Here is an 18932-nt window from a genome sequence, read left to right as displayed (position 1 = left end):
AGCTAAGTTAAATTGAAGATTTTACAGTTTGTAACACTCTTTTAATCGATTTAAGTCTCAATACTTTTATACTGTTTATTAAAGCATCAAATGAGTAAGGGATATGAAAAAGATTTTATTAGTAAGCTTAGGTATTTTAAGTATGCTACTTGGGTTGATATTTGTCATTGTGCCCGGCCCATCATTACTATTTTTTATAGTGGGATTACTGTGCTTTTCGTTTTATTACCCACTGGCACGTCGCTATTTGGTTTATTGTCAAAAAGCACTCACTAAATCATGTGCTTATTTAGATAAAAAACTAGCGAGATAATTGCCAATCTACGATAACACTTAAGTGCATCGTGATACTTTCTAATTGAGTAAACAAAAATGCCAGCATAATCGCTGGCATTTTTTTAATAAATAATAGTTAGTCTGCTAGCTTTTTAGCTAAGTATAACCAAGTTTCTAATACTGTATCTGGATTAAGAGATACAGAATCAATGCCCTGTTCAACTAGCCATGCTGCAAAGTCTTCATGATCTGATGGACCTTGACCACAAATACCTACGTATTTGCCTTTTGCTTTTGCAGTTTGGATTGCCATTGAAAGCAGCTTTTTAATCGCAGGATTACGCTCATCAAAAAGATGTGCAATTAAACCTGAGTCACGGTCAAGACCAAGTGTTAGCTGAGTCAAATCGTTTGAGCCAATAGAGAAACCATCGAAGTATTCTAAGAACTCATCAGCTAATAGCGCATTTGATGGTAATTCACACATCATGATCACTTTAAGACCATTTTCGCCACGTTTTAAGCCATGTTCTTCAAGAAGTTCGATAACACGCTTACCTTCTTCAAGGGTTCGTACGAATGGAATCATGATTTCGATGTTTGTCATACCCATTTCGTTGCGAACGCGTTTAATTGCTTCACACTCTAGAGCGAAACAATCACGGAAATCTTCAGAAATGTAGCGAGCAGCACCGCGGAAACCAATCATTGGGTTTTCTTCTTCCGGCTCATATTGCTGGCCCCCAACTAGGTTTGCGTATTCGTTTGATTTGAAATCAGACATACGAACAATGACACGCTCTGGTGCAAACGCACACCCTAATGTCGCAATACCTTCAACAAGCTTAGAAATGTAGAACTCAACCGGTGACTCATAGCCAGCCATCATGTCTGAAATTTCTGCTTTTAACTCATCTGATTGCGCATCAAAGTTTAATAGTGCTTTAGGGTGAACACCGATCATACGGTTGATAACGAACTCAACACGTGCAAGGCCAACACCTGCATGAGGTAAACGGGCAAAATCGAAAGCACGGTCTGGGTTACCAACGTTCATCATAATTTTCATTGGTAGTTCTGGCATTTCATCAACGCGCGAAGTAAGTACTTCGTAATCTAGAATGCCTTCGTAGATATAACCTGTATCACCTTCAGCACACGAAACGGTTACATCTTGGCCTGCTTTAATTAAATCAGTTGCGTTGCCACAACCCACAACAGCAGGTATACCTAGTTCACGAGCAATAATAGCTGCGTGACATGTACGGCCACCACGATTGGTAACAATCGCCGCTGCACGTTTCATGATTGGTTCCCAATCTGGGTCGGTCATATCGGTAACAAGGATATCGCCTTGCTGTACTTTGTCCATCTCGTCAATAGAGTTAAGAACTCGTACCGTACCAGCACCAATTTTGTGACCAATAGCACGCCCTTCGACAACAACATTGCTCGAGCCATTTAATTGGAAACGTTCCATTACGTTGGCATCTTCATTTGAGCGAACGGTTTCTGGACGTGCTTGAACAATGTAAAGCTTACCGTCGTTGCCATCTTTAGCCCATTCGATGTCCATTGGACGACCGTAATGTTTTTCGATGATCACAGCTTGCTTAGCCAGTTCTTGAACTTCGGCATCTGTGATTGAGAATTTGTTTGATAATGCAGTATCTACATCTACGATTTCAACTTGCTTACCATGTGATTCATCACTTGAGTAAATCATTTGGATTGCTTTTGAACCGATGTTACGACGAACTACTGCAGGCTTGCCGCTCGCAAGCGTTGGTTTATGTACATAAAATTCATCTGGGTTTACTGCACCCTGTACAACCATTTCACCAAGACCGTAGCTTGATGTGACAAACACAACGTCTTCGAAACCAGATTCAGTATCGATACTGAACATAACACCTGACGATGCTTTGTCTGAACGTACCATGCGTTGAATACCAGCCGATAAAGCAACACCACGGTGATCATAGCCTTGGTGAACTCGGTAAGAGATAGCGCGGTCATTGAATAGTGAGGCAAACACGTGTTTGATTGCAGTCATAACTGAATCAATACCACGTACGTTTAAAAACGTTTCTTGTTGTCCTGCGAATGAAGCGTCTGGCATGTCTTCTGCTGTAGCAGATGAGCGAACTGCAAATGATACATCTTGAGATGCGTCGCCATGTAATTGGCTATATGCGTCGCGGATGGCTTGGTCTAGGTTAGGTTGGAATGGTGTGTCGATAATCCATTGGCGGATTTCGGCACCGACTTTAGCGAGTGTATTTACATCATCCACATCCAATGTGTCTAAAATATCGTGGATTTTTGAGTTTAGCCCTGATTGCTCAAGGAACTCGTTAAATGCATCGGCAGTTGTAGCGAAACCACCTGGCACTTGTACACCAGCGTTAGCTAGGTTTGAGATCATTTCACCCAGTGAGGCATTTTTACCGCCAACACGTGGAACATCTTGCATACCAAGCTCTTGATACCAGAGAACGTATTCTTGCACGGATCTTTCTCCATAAAACAAATTGTAGTACTAACTGTGAGAGTTAAGAAAGAAAACCTTCTAAAAAGGTCGCCATCATTCTACACTGGCAACAGACCTCACGTAAACCGTGAAGCCCCTATTTTGCAGATAAAGGTAATAAAAAGGTTAATTATGAGAACTGCATTCTATATTTCTGACGGAACAGCTATCACCTCTGAAGTGTTTGGCCATGCTACATTGTCGATGTTCCCTGTCGATTTTAATCACAAAACAATTCCATTCGTTGAGACAGAAAAAAAAGCAAACGAAGTTAAAAATTTAATCAACTCAACAGCTCAGCGCGACGGTGAACAGCCTTTGGTATTTTTCACTTTTGTGAATCATGAGCTAAGTGAAATTATTAAATCTTCGTGTGCGGTGTGTTACGATTTTTTATCTCAGTACAGTGACCAAATAGCAAAAGAGCTAAAAGTTGCGCCTGTGCCTAAAGTTCACCGTACACACTCTATGCATGAAAAAAGCTATGATTTTAGAATTGATGCCGTTAACTACGCGCTAACAAACGATGATGGCGCTAATATAAAAAACTATGCTGAAGCTGATATCATTTTGGTGGGCGTAAGTCGCAGTGGTAAAACCCCTACTAGCCTCTATTTAGCATTACAATATGGAATAAAAGCGGCAAACTATCCATTGACCGAAGATGATCTAGAGCGTGGCAGCCTACCTGAATGTTTGAAGTCGTATAAACATAAACTATTTGGTTTAACAATCGACCCTGTCAGACTTGCTGATATACGACAGCGACGCATGGCGAACTCAAAATATGCATCATTAAAACAATGTCGAATCGAAGTCCGCGAAGTTGAAATGCTTTATAAAAAGCAAAAAATTCAATATTTGAATTCGACACATCACTCTGTTGAAGAAATATCAGCCAAAATTATATCTGACACAGGACTTGAGCGTCGTAAGTACTAACCAACTTATCTTCATAATTAGTATCGGACATAAAAAAGGCTGCACTATGCAGCCTTTTAATACTTAATAAGTAAAGCGTGATTACTTGCGCGCATCCTTTAATAAGTCTGCAACAAGGAAGCCTAACTCTAATACCTGATCTGCATTTAAACGTGGGTCACACTGCGTGCGGTAACGTTGAGCTAAATCTTCATCTGACAGCCCATATGCCCCACCTGTACATTCAGTTACATGTTGGCCGGTCATCTCAAGGTGAACACCACCAGGGTATGAGCCTTCGGCTTTATGGACTGCAAAGAACTGGCTAATTTCACGAAGTATATTATTAAAGCTTCGTGTTTTATATCCTGAGCTCGCTTTTTCAGTATTACCGTGCATCGGGTCTGAGCTCCAGATAACCTTGCGTCCTTCTTGCTGTACTTTACGAACAAGCGCTGGCAGTTTTTCTGGTAGAATGTCTGCACCCATGCGTGTGATTAATGTTAAGCGACCAGGGATATTATCTGGGTTAATTGCATCTATTAACTTAATCAACTCGTCAGGGTCCATGCCAGGACCTACTTTTACACCGATTGGGTTCTTAATTCCTTTAAAGAACTCGATATGAGCATGATCTAATTGACGAGTTCGTTCACCAATCCACACAAAGTGCGCAGAACAGTCATACCAATCACCTGATAAATGGTCTCGACGTGTTAGTGCTTCTTCGTAGCCAAGTAATAGCGCCTCGTGCGATGTAAATAAATCTGTTTCTTTTAAACTTGGTGCAACCGTAGAGTCAATACCACACACTTCCATAAACTCAAGCGCATCTTGAATGCGATCTGCAAGTTGTTGGTACTTCTCTTTTAATGGATTTGCAGCAACAAAGCCCATATTCCAACGATTTACCTGATGCAAATCAGCAAGGCCACCTTGTGCAAATGCTCGTAATAAGTTTAACGTAGCCGCACTGTGGTGATAAGCAGTCATTAAACGTTGTGGATCGGGTATTCGTGCTTGTTCGGTGAATTCAAAATTATTTACAATATCACCACGATATGAAGGTAATGAAACCCCATCAATGGTTTCGTAATCTGACGAACGTGGCTTTGCGTATTGACCTGCCATGCGTGCAATCTTAACAACAGGGCATTTACCGCCATAGGTTAAGACAACAGCCATCTGTAATAGAGTTTTAAATGTATCGCGAATATTGGCGGCATTAAAATCACTGAATGATTCAGCACAATCACCACCTTGAAGTAAAAAGGCACGTCCTTCACATACATCTTCTAATTGTTTAAATAAGCTACGCGTTTCTTCGGCAAACACTAAAGGCGGTGCGCTTTTTAATTGCCCTTCAACTTGTTTAAGGGCTTCTTTATCTGGGTACTCTGGCTGCTGAAGTATCGGCAGGTTTCTCCAGCTATCTGGGTTCCACGATTGCATGTTCTTTCCTCATTCCTAACATAGACCGTTAATGAAAACTAACTTAATGCACAGGGTAAGTTCAAGGACTATATTCACCTATTTTCAATTATTTAGTTATTTGATAAACCAAAGCATTGATTGATTGGACATCAACTATATCATAGCCAATTAAAACAAAAGCTTAAGTTAGATTTGCATAATATGATTGAGCAATAAAATAAAGAACACATCTTACTTTTAACAAGGCACAGTGTAACCTCAGCTTTACACTGCATTTAGATAAAAATAAACAGCAGATTGAAATATTAAAAAAGCATGCTATGGATATAATAAAGAACACATCATACTTAATTTAAAATAAATGTAAGGTCAGCAATTAAGGAGTATTAGTCCTTTTAATATCAAAGATGCTGAGGTAATATTAACTCATGTTAGAGTAAGATGTGTTCTTATGACTTCTAAATTAGAAATTCGTAGTCAATTTGATTTAGTCAGCGAATTAACCCAATTATTTTGCGATGATCTAAAACAAGTTGGTTTTAAAAAAGCGTTTTATTATCAATTACCAGAAACGGATATTAACGATGAGAAAAAAATACCCTCACTGATTCCTGTCAAAAAGTTCGAAGGTGATGAAGCGCACAAATTAATTATTAACTCGTATTTAGACCTTTATAAAAAACCAGGGATTAGTAGTCGAGTTTTAAAACGTCATCCTGGGTTATTGGTACTTCATGATGTTGATAAAAATCAACTTACAGCCCGCATTCAACAATTGAATAAAGCAAAAGCTGACTTTAAAAACTGTATACTCGCTATCGATAATAATGATGCTCGATTTGAAGCAGTGCATAACGCTGTACCAAATTTAATTACGCTTGCAGCATATCGTAAAATTCATTTTGAAACTGAATCACCCTACTCGGTCAGGTTCACATGGATGCACAAACATGCAACTAAAACTTTATCCAAAAAAATGGCATTGGCCATGCTTGATAAATCGGCGAGTTACTCTAACCCTAGAATGATAGATCAACATACTTGGCAATCTCTTGTTGCACAAGAACAAAGCCGTGTTGCGAGTTTAAATGATAAAGATAAATTAAGAATTCGAAGACCTACCCGTGTTAGTCCACAAGTTAATGTGCGATACACTGCTCAAAACCGATATCATGTGAGTGCCGCATTACCATTCATTCTTATAAATCCAGAACCGGATGTAAAACTTGGAGCACTAAATGATTATCAAAAACCTGAGAGTCATCCCCGTAAAAAAGAATATGACTTTTTAGTAGATCGACTTTATTTGGAACAAGTAACAGATTGATTATGTTAAAAAGGCCACTTTAGTGGCCTTTAACATGTAACAGTATTGGAGATAAGAAATATAAATTTAATCTTCGACTATTTCTTCTATTTTATCTTCATCAATTAACACAGCATTCTCAACGATACGTTTACCGCCTTGAATTTCAATTCGTTTATTGTGTTTATTGAGCGCTAAAATTTCATCACAAAATTGATCAGACGGATGCATTTCGTAAGTGTAATCAATAATATTACCCGTTTTATCATCTTTCACATTTGTGATGTTGTATTCTGATATCGCGCCTTTTTCTATTAAATCTTTCATCGTTGTGGTCATATCACGACGTAACGCTTTTAATTTATTCTCAGTAATTTCATCTGTCGAATAAATTGAGCCGTACTTTTCCATGATTGATAACAATCTAAAATGATATGTCTTACCTGGCGCAGCATAACGCCAAAGATGATACAAACGTAACATCATCCAGCGAGATAAGCCGCGCTTCAGTTCTTGAGCACTATTAAAATAATAGCCTTTGTACTCAAGGTTATCGATCATGTTATGAACAAACGCATTTAAACATGCCACACATTTTACATTACCGCCTTGTCCTTTTTTACCGCTAAAGTGAAGCGACGATAAAAAGTTCATGTTCGACTCGTAAAATGAATCATCAATATCAGAGTTGCGCGTGTCAGTTGCAGAATATTTAAATGACAACTTAGAACCTTGAAGAGCTTCAAGCGATTCTTTAATCTGCGGATACGGCATTGATTGACCAACCGCTTTTAATTCTTGTGCCAACTCATTCATTGAAAAAACAACCGCGTATTGAATACCCGATTTAAAATTAATTTTTACAATTTTACCTTTAGAGGCCAAACGTATTAATGCACGTTCAACTTTTTCTTCACGATCGGATGGCCATACTAAATATTCAATGTCTTCACCATCTTTTCGTGTGCTGACAACTGCTGGGGTAATTTTAATTTCGCCGTCATAGAGAATCCCATCAACTTTTTCTGAAATTCTTCTTGTAACAATTGTCTTTTTTGGTGCTTCTTCAACCGGAAGCTTTTTATGACCTGAACGAACAAAACGTCCCCACAAATCATAATGATTAAAGGTATTTGAGTAAGCTCTCAAACCATGTGCTGCATTTTCAATTGAAACGCGCACATCTTTGTTGTCTGTAAACAGTGCAAGACTTTCATTATCGATTGCACTTTCCACCCCATGGATTTGCCCGCGTAATGTATCGGGGAGGTTATCCACTGAGATGTTGACCTTTCGGCTCATTGTTCTTATTTCCAATTTTTCTTCGACAGTTAATAACAACACATAAAACTTAAAAAGTTAAATGTTTAAGTTAGTATAAACTTGATCCGATCTGAAATATTTTCTTGAGATCAGTTTTATACTAACTAGATTAATTCTAGAACTTTTCAGATCAGATTTTTACTAAGTTATAGTGTATGGGTCAAAATTTTACTAACTCAGTGAATATTATGTCATGTTAAAATTCATTTTCAGGTCAAAAAACACGACACATAAATCCATTTTTACAAAAGCATGTGGATAAATGCTTACTGAGTTAGCATAGATCTGATCTATACCAACTATAGATCAGATCTATACTAACAAAATGCACTATTCTGATTTTGCTTCAGTGCATAACTCTCTAATTTAGTTAGTAAAATCGTGATCTACAGCAGTAAAAATGTGCATAAACTAGTGACTAACCTGTGCATAACTAAGCAGCTGGTTTTTTAGTTAGTATTAAGCTGATCTGCGAGTTATAAGAGATCTGATCTTAACCAAGTAAAAACATGATCTGCTTTTTTTGATAATATTCTGGTTAATCAGTAACATAGATTGCTATTTTAGCACGTTAACCTTATATACCTATATCTTTAACCAATTCTAATCTTACTTATTTATACTTAGCTTCAATTAGATTACAAATTTTTCTTAAATGTCTTATTAATAAAAGGCATGTCGTACAAAATAGTTGTTTACAGCAATTTGAATGGACATTATACTTAAAGCATAACTTTGAGGAAGAAAGTATGTCTATTAATAATAATGCGCTAGCCACTTACCGGTTACTAAAAGCAACAGCTGAAGTTGCTGAAAAATCGCTAGAAGGACGTATCCAACATTATCGTGCTCATCTTAAATCGGAAGAAAAAGAACTTCGCACCTATACTCAAAAAGCCGCAGCAGATCTTTTAGGCTGTAATAACAGAACGTTAAAGCGACGTCATGATAATGGTGACTTTGATGAATTAAACATCAAACGAGGTGCAAATGGACATTATGCCTATACGCTAGTCAATATTTTCGCTATGGCAGATATCATGGATATCAAGCCAGATCACCGCACAACAGATGACAAACTACAAGTTATTGTCATTAACTCTTTGAAAGGTGGCTGTGGTAAAACAACCAGCATGGTTAATATTGCAGCGGCCCTCGCTACAACCAATATTAAACGGTATCGAATTGGTATTATTGACTTAGATCCACAAGGCTCATCATCGAGTTTCTTCCCGCCAAGTGAACCAGATCCAATTACTGTGGGTGACTTAATGCGTGATTGCATTGAGCTTGAAGAAAATGAAACGTGGGACGAACTTGTTACTAATTCATTTTTACCGACTCACATTCCCAATATTCGTATTTTACCTTCTGGTATGGATGATTTTTATTTTGAACATGAAACAGCCACACTGTTAAAAGATAGTTCAAGTTACGATAAAACACGTCACTATCATAAATTATTAGAAAAAGTGATTGAGCCTGTAAAAGATCAATTTGATATTATTTTAATCGATACAGCTCCATCACTTAACTTTATGTTTTATAACGCTTTAATGGCTTCAACATCGATGCTTATTCCTGTTCATCCTGAAGCTGTTGATTTTGATGCAAACAATAAATACTTAAAACGTTTAGGCGAGATCTATCACACGGTTGCTGCTTTAGGGCATCAAGGATGGGATTTTATGCAGTTTCTCGTTACAAATTACGTGAAAGGCAATCATTCACAACGCGATATTGTTAAAGACGTGCGCAGTGCCTTTGGACGTCAAGTTATGAGTTACCCAATAAACCATAGCTCCGCTATCACGGCGAGTTCATCGTCTTTTAATACCATATTTGACCAAAAAACGTCTGACAGTCTCGCAAGTAGAGAATCATTACTACGTGCTCAAGAGAATATTAAAGATGTGGTTGATGAGCTTGAAATGTTGATTCGTTCTAACTGGCAATCAACCCAATCAAAATTGAATACAGCTAAGTAAGGTAAATGATTAAGATGGCTAAAAAACGTAAAAATGATACCAGCTTAGATCCTTTTTCAACGTCAATTGAAAGCAGCAGTCTAGATGCTTTACTTGAACAAGCCAATGCTGGCGATGTTATTAGCATGCCCGCGCCAAGTGATCCTACGCGCCAAATTACCCTGGTATGTAAAGTCATTCCAAGTTCTGAAATCGAATCTAAAACTAAAGTGTATGGCAAGAACCGTCGAGTTCAGTCGTTACTGAATGAAAAATCGGTGGCTGATATTTTACCGGCTATCGCTGAAGACGGACGAAACCAACACCCTGCCCTTTGCTGGGATAAAGGCACTGAAATGCTTGTTTTAGCCGGCTCACGTCGTCGCAAAGCGTGTATTTTAAGTGGTTCGGACTATTTAGTGCTAAGTTCAGAAGATTTCACAGAACAAGATGCAAAAATACTTGCGGTCTCTTCTGATCAATACATTGCCCCCAGTCTGTGGGAGCTTGGACAAGCTTATCAGCAAACCCGTGATGAATTAATTGCAGAAGGCAAAAAGGGCTCGTACCGTGAGATTGCAGCAATTGAAGGGGTATCACATACAGCAATAGCGGATGCCATTAAAGCCTATGAAAATTTACCCGCTTCTGTACTGAGCCTCTACCCAACAGCGAATCATGTTGGCCGAGAAGTGGCTAAAAAACTTATTGCGGCGAAAGAGCGTGACGAACAGGCATTCACTCGCCTTGTAAGTGAAATCAGCACTGACAGCGAAATAAACGCCATAAGCAGTGATGATAAGCGTGCGCTAGCCATTACTAAGTACTTAACAGTCGAACCCGCTACGCCAAGCCGTCGTGAATCACTCATAGAAAGTGAATTTGTGACCGTACAGCGAAACATTAAAAGCGGTGATTTATCGGTAAAAATCGATAATAAAGTGATGACTGACAAGCGTTTAGAGCAGCTTACTAAGTTATTAAATAGCTTTAATTAGTTAGTAAAATAGCGATCTGTCACGCTTTTATTGTTAGTAAAAGCGTGATCTCTTCCCCTATTTTGTTAGTAAAATACTGATCTAAATATCTTAAAATTTGCTCAATTCGCATCCATAGATCAGATTTTTACTAACTATCTGCCCCTTTACAGGCTATTTAAGCCTTTTCACTGTTTCCTTAGTAAAAAAGTGATCTGTAAAGGCCCTGCCTTGTTATTAAGTTGTTTATATCTTGTGCGTTTGTTGTTCGTTAAATAGTCGAGCCTTCTTCTTTGGCTGTATTTTTTTAGACAAAAACATAATTTTACCAACTAATCAGCTCCAACCAGTCCGAAATAAAGGAATAGTGCTTTAGCTGGGCGCTGATAGATCATATACTGGCAGAATTATTTTTTGTTTTTACTGTTAAAAGCGTTATGTCTGCTAACTTATCCAAAAATGACTTATTAGCTATCTTTGAAGAAATCAAACAAGAGCAAGAAACACAGTTTCCGCTGTCAGAGCGATTCATCAAGCAGCTATTTAAGCCGCATGTGCTAAGTAAAGCAAAAGAGTACCATCAGAACGGCCAAATCAATTGGCTTGAGCATAGTAGTGACTTTAGTGTGATTGATGCTTCTATGTTTGGTAACGAAGGGAATACTTTTACCCAGCATATCGAGATCAGTAAATTATCAACCGGATTTTCAGTTGATTCACATTGTACGTGTGGTTCAAAAACAAAGTGCCGTCATATTGCTGCGGTTTTGCTTAAATTAAAAATTGAGCATTCAGGCGATTATGGTGAGGACTATATTATTAATGATTGGTTTAGTGAGCTAAAGACGCTAAAGCAATCAACAACCGACACAGCGAAACATGTTTTATTATTTGTTTTAGATGTTGAAAAATCGGCTGTTACCCTTACCCCTAAAATTGCTAATTATGATCCTGAGCATAACTACACATTAGGCCGTAATTTAACAGAACAACAATTAAATAGCTTTGTTACACCGACTGATTTACTCGAAACTGACTTTAGATTATATAGTTGGATCCGCTCTCAAAACGCGCTCGGTAAGCTTGAGTTGAAAGGCTCATGGGGCTTTTCGGCATTACAACAACTCATAGCGACACAACGATTATTTTTAGGCCGTTCTCGCCAGGCTATTAAAGCAGATACCATGCAAGCCTTAGAATTTAGTTGGCAGCAAAATAGTGATTTAACCTCATTATCTTTGTCACTAGCAGGGCAAGATAATTGGTTGTTACTCAAAACGACACCCCCGACTTACCTAGATCCAGACACACTTAAAATTGGCCGTATCCGTACTCCTTTGACTGCAGATGAAATTGCGTTATTGGCTAACATGCCTGCGATACACAACGAAAACTTTGATCGTGTATACCAACAACTCAATGACAATTTTGGTGAGGGTGTTATTCCGCATGCATTTAAGCAAAGTAAAAAGAATCAATCACGTTCTGTCTTTCCCGTTATAAGCATACGCAACGATGAGGGAAATATTGGTCTATCGCTTCAATTTAACTATCAAAATTCACTTTATGAACTAAGCCAAGCCCCCGAGGGGATTATTAATCAATCGCTTGAGAATACCGTTGTTAATGAGCTAACGAACTTAGGGTTTGAATTTTGTAAAGGGGCTTTACAAACCGAGTTTGTATTTAATAAACAATCAGTTATACATGCACACTGGTTGAAATTCGAAATTATCCCTACCCTGCTTAAACGCGGCTGGAAAATTAATGATGAACTTGATGTTAGTAAAGCATTAAAGCAAATATCGCTTCAAGTTGAGCGAGGAAAAGGTCATCAAATAGTTAGTAAAATCGTGATCTCTGGTGTAAAAACGCAGCAACTTTTTACAGCGGATAACAATTTTCAGTCTCTCAATCGTCAAAGTGAACGTTATTATTATTTCAGCGTAGGTAAACGTTTTGCTGTTGTTGAGAAGTTAGCGATTACTCAGCTTAATGAATACCGCGAACGTTTTGAGCATATAAAAACGCGTGATGAAATACTCATGCCATTGTCATTTTTACCCCAGTTAATCGCCCAAAAAGCAATTAAAGTCAGTATTGTTGATGATGCCCTTGATGCATATTTAACTGAATTAACGAACACCCATCCGGTGGTTAAAAAGTCCGATATTCAGGGATTGAATGACGGTGTACAACTTCGAGAGTATCAGCAACACGGTGTTGATTGGCTTAACTTTTTAAAACGTCATCAGTTGGGGGGTATTTTGGCTGATGATATGGGGTTGGGTAAAACCTTACAAGTTATTGCCTTTTTAGCGAATGCCAAACAACGGCCTCAAGCTGGCCCTACTTTAATTGTTTGCCCGACCAGCTTGGTAGGAAATTGGCAAAGTGAAATTAATAAGTTTGCGTGTAACCTTAAAATCACCACCGTATTTGGTTCGTTACGAAACGAGCAACTCCAGCAGTTATCGCAGGCCGATTGCATTTTAACAACGTACCCTTTATTAAAACGTGATATTGCATATTACTCGCCACTGTATTTTGAAAACATCATTCTGGATGAAGCCCAGTACATTAAAAATGATGCTGCGCAGGTATCGCGTTTGGTTAAGCGCCTTAATGCCGATTTTAAATTGTGCTTAAGTGGCACGCCTATCGAAAATAACCTGTTTGAGCTTAAGTCGTTGCTCGACTTTGCAATGCCCTCACTCCTGGGCTCGCAAGCGCACTTTAAAACATATTTTCAAACACCTATTGAGCGCGATAACGATGTTAAACGAGCCGATGAACTTAAATCGCTGATCATGCCTTTTATTTTACGCCGGACAAAAGCGCAGGTAACGCAAGAACTTCCCGAGAAAACAGAGCTGGTTAAAGAGTTTGAGTTCGAAGCGAAACAAAAAGAAATTTACACCGGTATAACGCAATCGCTAGAGCAAAAGCTGGTTGACTTGTTTGCCCAACAAGGTGTGCAAAAGAGTAAGCTTGCGTTTTTGGACGCGTTACTAAAATTAAGACAAATTTGTTGTCATCCCAAACTTATTGATCCAACAACTCAGGCGGGTAGTGCAAAGCTTGAATGGCTCTCTAAGCATTTACCCGTTATGTTAAGTGAAGGTCGTAAAGTCATTATATTTAGCCAGTTTACGACCGCTTTAGATGTGATTGCAGAACGTTTAGGCGAGTTGGGAATTACCTTTAGTATGTTGACGGGTCAAACTCGACATCGCAGTCGTGTTATTGAAGAGTTTACCGAAGGTGAATCGTCAGTCTTTTTAATAAGCCTAAAAGCCGGCGGCACCGGGTTAAATTTAACCCAAGCAGATACCGTGATTCACTTTGACCCATGGTGGAACCCTGCAGTTGAAAAACAGGCAACCGATCGGGCATATCGAATAGGTCAAACCAACCCTGTGTTTGTGTATAAATTGATTATGGCCAACTCTGTTGAACAAAAAGTATTTAAAATGCAGCAGCATAAACAAGCGTTAGTTGATGCATTATTTACTGATAAATCAATGAGTTTTACTCAGTTTGATGAAGAGCAGATGTTGGCGCTGATAAAAAATTAAATTTTTTTAAACTTTTTTTGAACTAATCAAATTTAGTGGCGTCTATTATTATGCTTGTTGTTAAATTGCAGTTTACATGAGCATTATGTTGATTTCCCATTTGGTTACTAAATTTAGTAATGTTAGAGCCAGCTCACCTTGAGCTGGCTTTTTTTATGCCTACTCCCCTACTCTGCTGTCATGTAATTCGTTATGATGAAGTGTCTTTAAGTTATTGAGTTTTCATTATGATTACAGAGCTATTAGGCCACATTGATTGGCTTCAGATTGCAAGCGGTTGTGCACTAGGAGTATTGGCTGCAGGTACTGTGCTTTCGTTGCAAAAGAGTCGCTTAAAAAGCCAGTTAGTCGCACTGGAAAATAGCCATCAGTTACAGCAGAATCAATTAGAGCAGAAGCTACAACAGTTACAAGAAAGTCAGTTAACGTTGTCGCAGTTACAGCAAGATTACGCAGAGCAACGTGATGAATCTCAACACTTTAAAACCCGCTTTGTCGAGCAAGAAAAGCAAGCGCAGCAATTTAATCAATTTTGGCGACGAGTTGAAGCAGAACTCGCTGACACCAAAGCAATGCTAAATCAACGCGATGTCGATTTAAGTACTTTACGCAGCACCTTAGAACAAAAAGAACTGCACTTTAAAGAACAACTTAATCATATAAAAGACAGTAAAGAACAGCTCAAAAAAGAGTTTGAAAACCTAGCAAATCAAATTCTTGAAGAAAAATCACAACGATTTAAAACGCTCAACCAAGAAAGTATTGAACAGTTATTAAAGCCCGTTCAAGGTGAGTTAAAAGGCTTCCGCGATAAAATGGAGCTAATTCATGTTGAAGACTTAAAACAACGTGCCGCATTAAAAACTGAGCTTTTACATTTACAGGCAAAAAGCCAGGCCATAACAGAACAAGCTGACAGGCTCAGTACCGCTTTGCAGGGGCAAAAGAAAACACAAGGTAATTGGGGCGAGTTAATGCTCGAAAACGTCTTAGACAGCGCGGGGCTTCGCGCAGGAATCGATTATGAGCGAGAAGTGTCATTTAATACTGAAGACGGGCGTCTGCGCCCCGACGTTGTGGTTTATTTACCTCAAGAACGACATTTAGTGATCGACGCTAAAACCTCGCTCAATGCATATACACGCTACGTTAATGCCGACAATGACCTTGAAGCACAACAAGCACTTAAAGAGCATGTAACTGCGGTGCAATCGCGTATCAATGAATTGGCCAGTAAGGCATACGACAGACTCCCAGGAATTAACTCCCCCGAGGTGGTCGTTATGTTTGTCCCCATTGAGTCTGCATTTGTTGAAGCGCTTAAATATCAGAGTGATATATATCAGCAAGCGATCGAAAAGAATATTTTGGTGGCGACACCAACGACCCTGCTAACCAGTTTAAATATTGTGAAGCAACTGTGGCGATTTGAAGAGCAAACAAAATACTCAAAAGAATTGGCCGCCCGTGCTGAGCGCTTTTACAACAAACTTAATGGCTTTTTAACCAGTATGGAAGGCGTTGGTAAACAGCTCGATCGAGCTAAAGAAAGCTATGATAAGGCCTTTTCACAACTTTATCGCGGAAAAGGAAACTTAATTAAGCAAGCGTCGGAGTTTAAAGAGTTGGGTGTATCTGTGCAAAAAGAGCTCCCGAGTGACAGTGTCGAGAGAGCGCAGTTAGAGCTTGATTAATCCCGTAAATATCCCGCACGTATGCGTTTGTGAAAGCCAACAGCATGTTGGCTTTTTAGTTAGTTGATTAGTTCTGCCGAGACGATTCTGTTCAGCATTAAAAAATGGCTAAGCACAGCCTCTTCAAGCTCAAAGATCTGCACTACTTTTTCACCCTTGGTAGATAGCCCAGTTTGCTCCCCCTCAAACTGTATATGCAAACCGAGGCGTTTTAATGTGTTTACATCATAACTGTATATCGGGGCATCACGTTTTTCGGTTATGCCAGGCATCATCCCAATAATGGTTATCGCCTGTTCTACATTAATCGTTTCAAAAAATTGTTTTTCTGCTTCTTGCCACTTTGCAATGTAATTTGTTATTTGCGTATTTTTCTCCATTGGCACATATAACGGTTGCAAAGCTCCTCCATGCCAGCCAATGATCCCCTGCTCTTCAACGCGAACATCTGGGCTTGCCGTTATCACATAGTTTGCACATGATGAGGCGCACAATTCGCGGACGATCACTTTTAATTGATACTCGTGAACTAAGCCGCCTAAATGGAGACCAGCCATAACATCGCCGCCCTCACTGTTGATCACTAGGGTATCGATTTTGTTTTTGCTATTCACAAGCACGCTTTCGAACATTTCAACATTTTGTCTTGATGTCTCGCCTTGATACAAAACGGTACCTGGCGATATTTCACTGATTTCAGTGACTGTTTGCTCTGTTGATTTACACCCAACAAGCAGGCCACACAGTAATAATAATAAACGCATTAACAATGCCTTAAAGATTTATTTGTATACAGTACTAATTTAATAATATGTTATTAACGCTCTGCAAAAATGGCATAGTACGATTTTTTACTTGAGAAATAAATCCACATAATAGGAACAATTGTATGAATATTGGGATCTACATTTATGATGATGCTGAAGTGCTTGATTTTTCGGGTCCGTTTGAAGTGTTCAGCACCGCAAAGCGTTTAGCTAACAATGATTGGCAAGTAAGTTTAATAGCACAGACTAACGGCCCTGTGAATGCGCGTGGCGGATTCAGTGTAAACCCCCATTACAGCTTTGCTGATTGCCCAGAACTTGATGTGTTTATAGTGGTTGGTGGCGACCATACGCATGAGCTTGAAAAAAGCGCAGTGATTGAGTGGTTAACCCACACCGCATCAACAACAAAACGGGTTGCGAGTGTCTGCACAGGCGCATTTTTGTTAGCTAAAACAGGGCTGTTATGCAAAAAAAATGTCACAACTCATTGGCAGGATCAAAGTGATCTCGCTGCTATGTTTAAAGACTTGACAGTGATTGCCAATAAACGTTGGGTAACCGATGGAAAATTTACAACGTCTGGTGGTATTTCTGCAGGCATTGATATGAGCTTAGCGTTAGTGGCAGAGCTGATAAATAAAGAGCACGCTTTATTAACAGCAAAACAAATGGAATACGCATGGCTATAGTGTTTCAGAAATAAACTGTGTTACGAACTGTTTTAGACAAACCGCTTTTTTACTAAGTAATCGCCCGCTTGGCCAAATTGCATATATCTCTCTGTTTTCACCACGCCATAAAGGGATCACTTGCTTGAGTTGTCCACTTTTAAGCTCATCAATAATCTCAAAGCGTGGTAACAACGCCACACCTTGGCCATCACAGACTAAGTATTTCACAAACCCGGTGTCGTTAAATGTGCTAGCAAACCGGCACATGTAAGTCTGTGTTTCGCCTGTTTTTAGGTTGTTTAGTTGCCATTTATTTCTGAGCGTCGTGCCTATAAGCCGGTGTTGCCTTAAATCTGCTGGGGTACTGAGTGAGGGAGCGTCACTTAAATAGCGCTCTGTCGAGACAAATAATGTATCGACACTGCCTAGTTTCTTTTGTTGGTAGTGTGAATCAGTTTGCGGACCAATACGAATAGCGATATCTGCTTGGTTTTTACTGAGATCGTCACGTTGGTTGTTTAGCAGTAACTCAAGTTGAATTTCTGGGTAGTGTTTCGTGAAGGCAAGCCACATAGGTTTTAAAAATCCATGGCTAATATTCAGGGGGGCGAGTACTTTTAGCTTGCCCGTTAATTTCGCTTTTTGATCGTTTAATTGATGGTGAGTCTGCTCAAATTGCTCCACTAACTCTACGTAACTTTGAAAGTACACTTCGCCAACGTGGGTTAATGTACATTGCCTTGCAGTACGATTTAATAGTTTTTCACCAACGCGCTGTTCAAGCCGTTGTAATCGCCTTGAAACTGTTGCTGCTGGTACAGATAGGTAATCGGCTGCTGCTGTAACTCCGCCTTGTTTAACGATATGTATGAACAGTGCAATGTCATCAATAATCATTTCATTTATGCAATCATAGTTTGTTTATATTGTTGTTTTTAGCATTTTTGTAATTGTTTATCATGTTTTTTATGATTCACTACTTGGTATAAATATGACCTTCCTTCAATTTATTCAGGCGATAGTTATTGGCCTTGTTGCCACGTTTTTAATTGATATATGGAGTTATTTTTTTAAAAAGTGCTTTAACCAGACTACATTAAATTTTTGCTTTGTTGGGCGTTGGGCCCTTACTATGGCATCGGGGCAATTTAAACATGTCGATATTGCTGCCAGTGAAGCTAAAGAACGCGAATGTGTTGTTGGTTGGATTTTGCATTACATCATCGGCGCCCTATTTTCTCTGTTTTTTGTGTTATTGATTGGTAAGGAATGGATGACTTCACCGCTATTTTTACCTGCCTGTTTATTCGGATTGTTCAGCACGGTCATGCCATTTTTTGTTATGCAACCTGCTTTAGGATTAGGAGTTATGGCTGTTAATACAGCTAAGCCAAACCAAGCACGTTTGAAAACTCTCACCACCCATTTACTATTTGGTGTAGGGTTATATTTATCAGCTCAATTTGTGTTGTTTATTTAGGA

The 18932-nt window shown here is 39.0% G+C and carries 14 protein-coding genes; 9 read left to right on the top strand and 5 right to left on the bottom strand.

From position 1 onward, the window contains the following. The first annotated feature begins 103 nt into the window (after nucleotides 1-103). Nucleotides 104-313: a PGPGW domain-containing protein gene (locus tag GZH31_RS16715; protein WP_036972636.1), complete on the top strand. Its 210-nt coding sequence runs from the start codon at nucleotides 104-106 to the stop codon at nucleotides 311-313. 99 nt (nucleotides 314-412) lie between these two features. Here the strand turns inward: GZH31_RS16715 and ppsA are convergent, their stop codons facing one another. Further along, entirely contained in the window at nucleotides 413-2788 is a 2376-nt protein-coding gene (gene ppsA, locus GZH31_RS16710) for a phosphoenolpyruvate synthase (protein ID WP_036972634.1), read from the bottom strand. A 153-nt stretch (nucleotides 2789-2941) separates the two neighbouring features. Here ppsA and GZH31_RS16705 point away from each other — a divergent pair, with 153 nt between their 5' ends. After that, nucleotides 2942-3751, top strand: coding sequence for a pyruvate, water dikinase regulatory protein (locus GZH31_RS16705; RefSeq protein WP_036972633.1), 810 nt, complete (start codon nucleotides 2942-2944; stop codon nucleotides 3749-3751). A gap of 81 nt (nucleotides 3752-3832) precedes the next feature. On the opposite strand, the gene GZH31_RS16700 is transcribed toward GZH31_RS16705, so the two are convergent. Next, on the bottom strand, nucleotides 3833-5182 hold the full coding sequence (locus GZH31_RS16700; RefSeq protein WP_036972631.1) for a class II 3-deoxy-7-phosphoheptulonate synthase: 1350 nt from the start codon (nucleotides 5180-5182) through the stop codon (nucleotides 3833-3835). A 433-nt stretch (nucleotides 5183-5615) separates the two neighbouring features. Here GZH31_RS16700 and GZH31_RS16695 point away from each other — a divergent pair, with 433 nt between their 5' ends. Next, on the top strand, nucleotides 5616-6491 hold the full coding sequence (locus GZH31_RS16695; protein WP_065979184.1) for a DNA replication terminus site-binding protein: 876 nt from the start codon (nucleotides 5616-5618) through the stop codon (nucleotides 6489-6491). Nucleotides 6492-6557: 66 nt separating this feature from the next. On the opposite strand, the gene GZH31_RS16690 is transcribed toward GZH31_RS16695, so the two are convergent. Next, nucleotides 6558-7772, bottom strand: a complete 1215-nt coding sequence (locus tag GZH31_RS16690; protein ID WP_036972628.1) for a hypothetical protein — start codon at nucleotides 7770-7772, stop codon at nucleotides 6558-6560. A gap of 770 nt (nucleotides 7773-8542) precedes the next feature. Here GZH31_RS16690 and GZH31_RS16685 point away from each other — a divergent pair. The 4 genes from GZH31_RS16685 to rmuC all read left to right on the top strand — a co-directional run bounded on the left by GZH31_RS16685 (nucleotide 8543) and on the right by rmuC (nucleotide 16009). Then, nucleotides 8543-9781, top strand: coding sequence for an AAA family ATPase (locus GZH31_RS16685; protein ID WP_036972627.1), 1239 nt, complete (start codon nucleotides 8543-8545; stop codon nucleotides 9779-9781). A gap of 14 nt (nucleotides 9782-9795) precedes the next feature. Further along, nucleotides 9796-10758 carry a transcriptional regulator gene (locus tag GZH31_RS16680; protein ID WP_036972625.1) on the top strand — a complete coding sequence of 321 codons (963 nt, stop codon included), beginning with the start codon at nucleotides 9796-9798 and terminating at the stop codon, nucleotides 10756-10758. A 416-nt stretch (nucleotides 10759-11174) separates the two neighbouring features. Then, on the top strand, nucleotides 11175-14315 hold the full coding sequence (locus GZH31_RS16675; protein ID WP_180311834.1) for a DEAD/DEAH box helicase: 3141 nt from the start codon (nucleotides 11175-11177) through the stop codon (nucleotides 14313-14315). Between the two features lie 227 nt (nucleotides 14316-14542). After that, nucleotides 14543-16009, top strand: a complete 1467-nt coding sequence (rmuC, locus tag GZH31_RS16670) for a DNA recombination protein RmuC (protein ID WP_118844977.1) — start codon at nucleotides 14543-14545, stop codon at nucleotides 16007-16009. A gap of 59 nt (nucleotides 16010-16068) precedes the next feature. Here rmuC and GZH31_RS16665 read toward each other — a convergent pair whose 3' ends face one another. After that, a complete protein-coding gene (locus GZH31_RS16665; RefSeq protein WP_074988395.1) occupies nucleotides 16069-16773 on the bottom strand; it encodes a hypothetical protein in 705 nt (234 codons plus the stop codon). A gap of 125 nt (nucleotides 16774-16898) precedes the next feature. Between GZH31_RS16665 and GZH31_RS16660 the strand changes: the two genes are divergently transcribed. After that, entirely contained in the window at nucleotides 16899-17468 is a 570-nt protein-coding gene (locus GZH31_RS16660; protein ID WP_180311833.1) for a DJ-1/PfpI family protein, read from the top strand. On the opposite strand, the gene GZH31_RS16655 is transcribed toward GZH31_RS16660, so the two are convergent. Continuing rightward, nucleotides 17463-18347, bottom strand: a complete 885-nt coding sequence (locus GZH31_RS16655) for a LysR family transcriptional regulator (protein WP_180311832.1) — start codon at nucleotides 18345-18347, stop codon at nucleotides 17463-17465. The two genes, GZH31_RS16660 and GZH31_RS16655, sit on opposite strands and share 6 nt — an antisense overlap. A gap of 94 nt (nucleotides 18348-18441) precedes the next feature. On the opposite strand from GZH31_RS16655, the gene GZH31_RS16650 reads away from it, so the two are divergent. Next, on the top strand, nucleotides 18442-18930 hold the full coding sequence (locus GZH31_RS16650; RefSeq protein WP_180311831.1) for a DUF2938 domain-containing protein: 489 nt from the start codon (nucleotides 18442-18444) through the stop codon (nucleotides 18928-18930). The last annotated feature ends 2 nt before the right edge of the window (nucleotides 18931-18932 follow it).

This window comes from Pseudoalteromonas sp. JSTW (assembly GCF_013423925.1).
Lineage (GTDB): Bacteria > Pseudomonadota > Gammaproteobacteria > Enterobacterales > Alteromonadaceae > Pseudoalteromonas > Pseudoalteromonas lipolytica.
Note: the sequence above shows the minus strand (reverse complement) of the source record. Positions and strands in the feature narration are given on the sequence as shown.

Bases quoted from the DNA above. Each gene is read 5' to 3' on its own strand.
- GZH31_RS16715 (WP_036972636.1), top strand. From the start codon at position 104: ATGAAAAAGATTTTATTAGTAAGCTTAGGTATTTTAAGTATGCTACTT.
- GZH31_RS16705 (WP_036972633.1), top strand. From the start codon at position 2,942: ATGAGAACTGCATTCTATATTTCTGACGGAACAGCTATCACCTCTGAA.
- GZH31_RS16700 (WP_036972631.1), bottom strand. From the start codon at position 5,182: ATGCAATCGTGGAACCCAGATAGCTGGAGAAACCTGCCGATACTTCAG.
- GZH31_RS16695 (WP_065979184.1), top strand. From the start codon at position 5,616: ATGACTTCTAAATTAGAAATTCGTAGTCAATTTGATTTAGTCAGCGAA.
- GZH31_RS16690 (WP_036972628.1), bottom strand. From the start codon at position 7,772: ATGAGCCGAAAGGTCAACATCTCAGTGGATAACCTCCCCGATACATTA.
- GZH31_RS16685 (WP_036972627.1), top strand. From the start codon at position 8,543: ATGTCTATTAATAATAATGCGCTAGCCACTTACCGGTTACTAAAAGCA.
- GZH31_RS16680 (WP_036972625.1), top strand. From the start codon at position 9,796: ATGGCTAAAAAACGTAAAAATGATACCAGCTTAGATCCTTTTTCAACG.
- GZH31_RS16675 (WP_180311834.1), top strand. From the start codon at position 11,175: ATGTCTGCTAACTTATCCAAAAATGACTTATTAGCTATCTTTGAAGAA.
- rmuC (WP_118844977.1), top strand. From the start codon at position 14,543: ATGATTACAGAGCTATTAGGCCACATTGATTGGCTTCAGATTGCAAGC.
- GZH31_RS16665 (WP_074988395.1), bottom strand. From the start codon at position 16,773: ATGCGTTTATTATTATTACTGTGTGGCCTGCTTGTTGGGTGTAAATCA.
- GZH31_RS16660 (WP_180311833.1), top strand. From the start codon at position 16,899: ATGAATATTGGGATCTACATTTATGATGATGCTGAAGTGCTTGATTTT.
- GZH31_RS16655 (WP_180311832.1), bottom strand. From the start codon at position 18,347: ATGATTATTGATGACATTGCACTGTTCATACATATCGTTAAACAAGGC.
- GZH31_RS16650 (WP_180311831.1), top strand. From the start codon at position 18,442: ATGACCTTCCTTCAATTTATTCAGGCGATAGTTATTGGCCTTGTTGCC.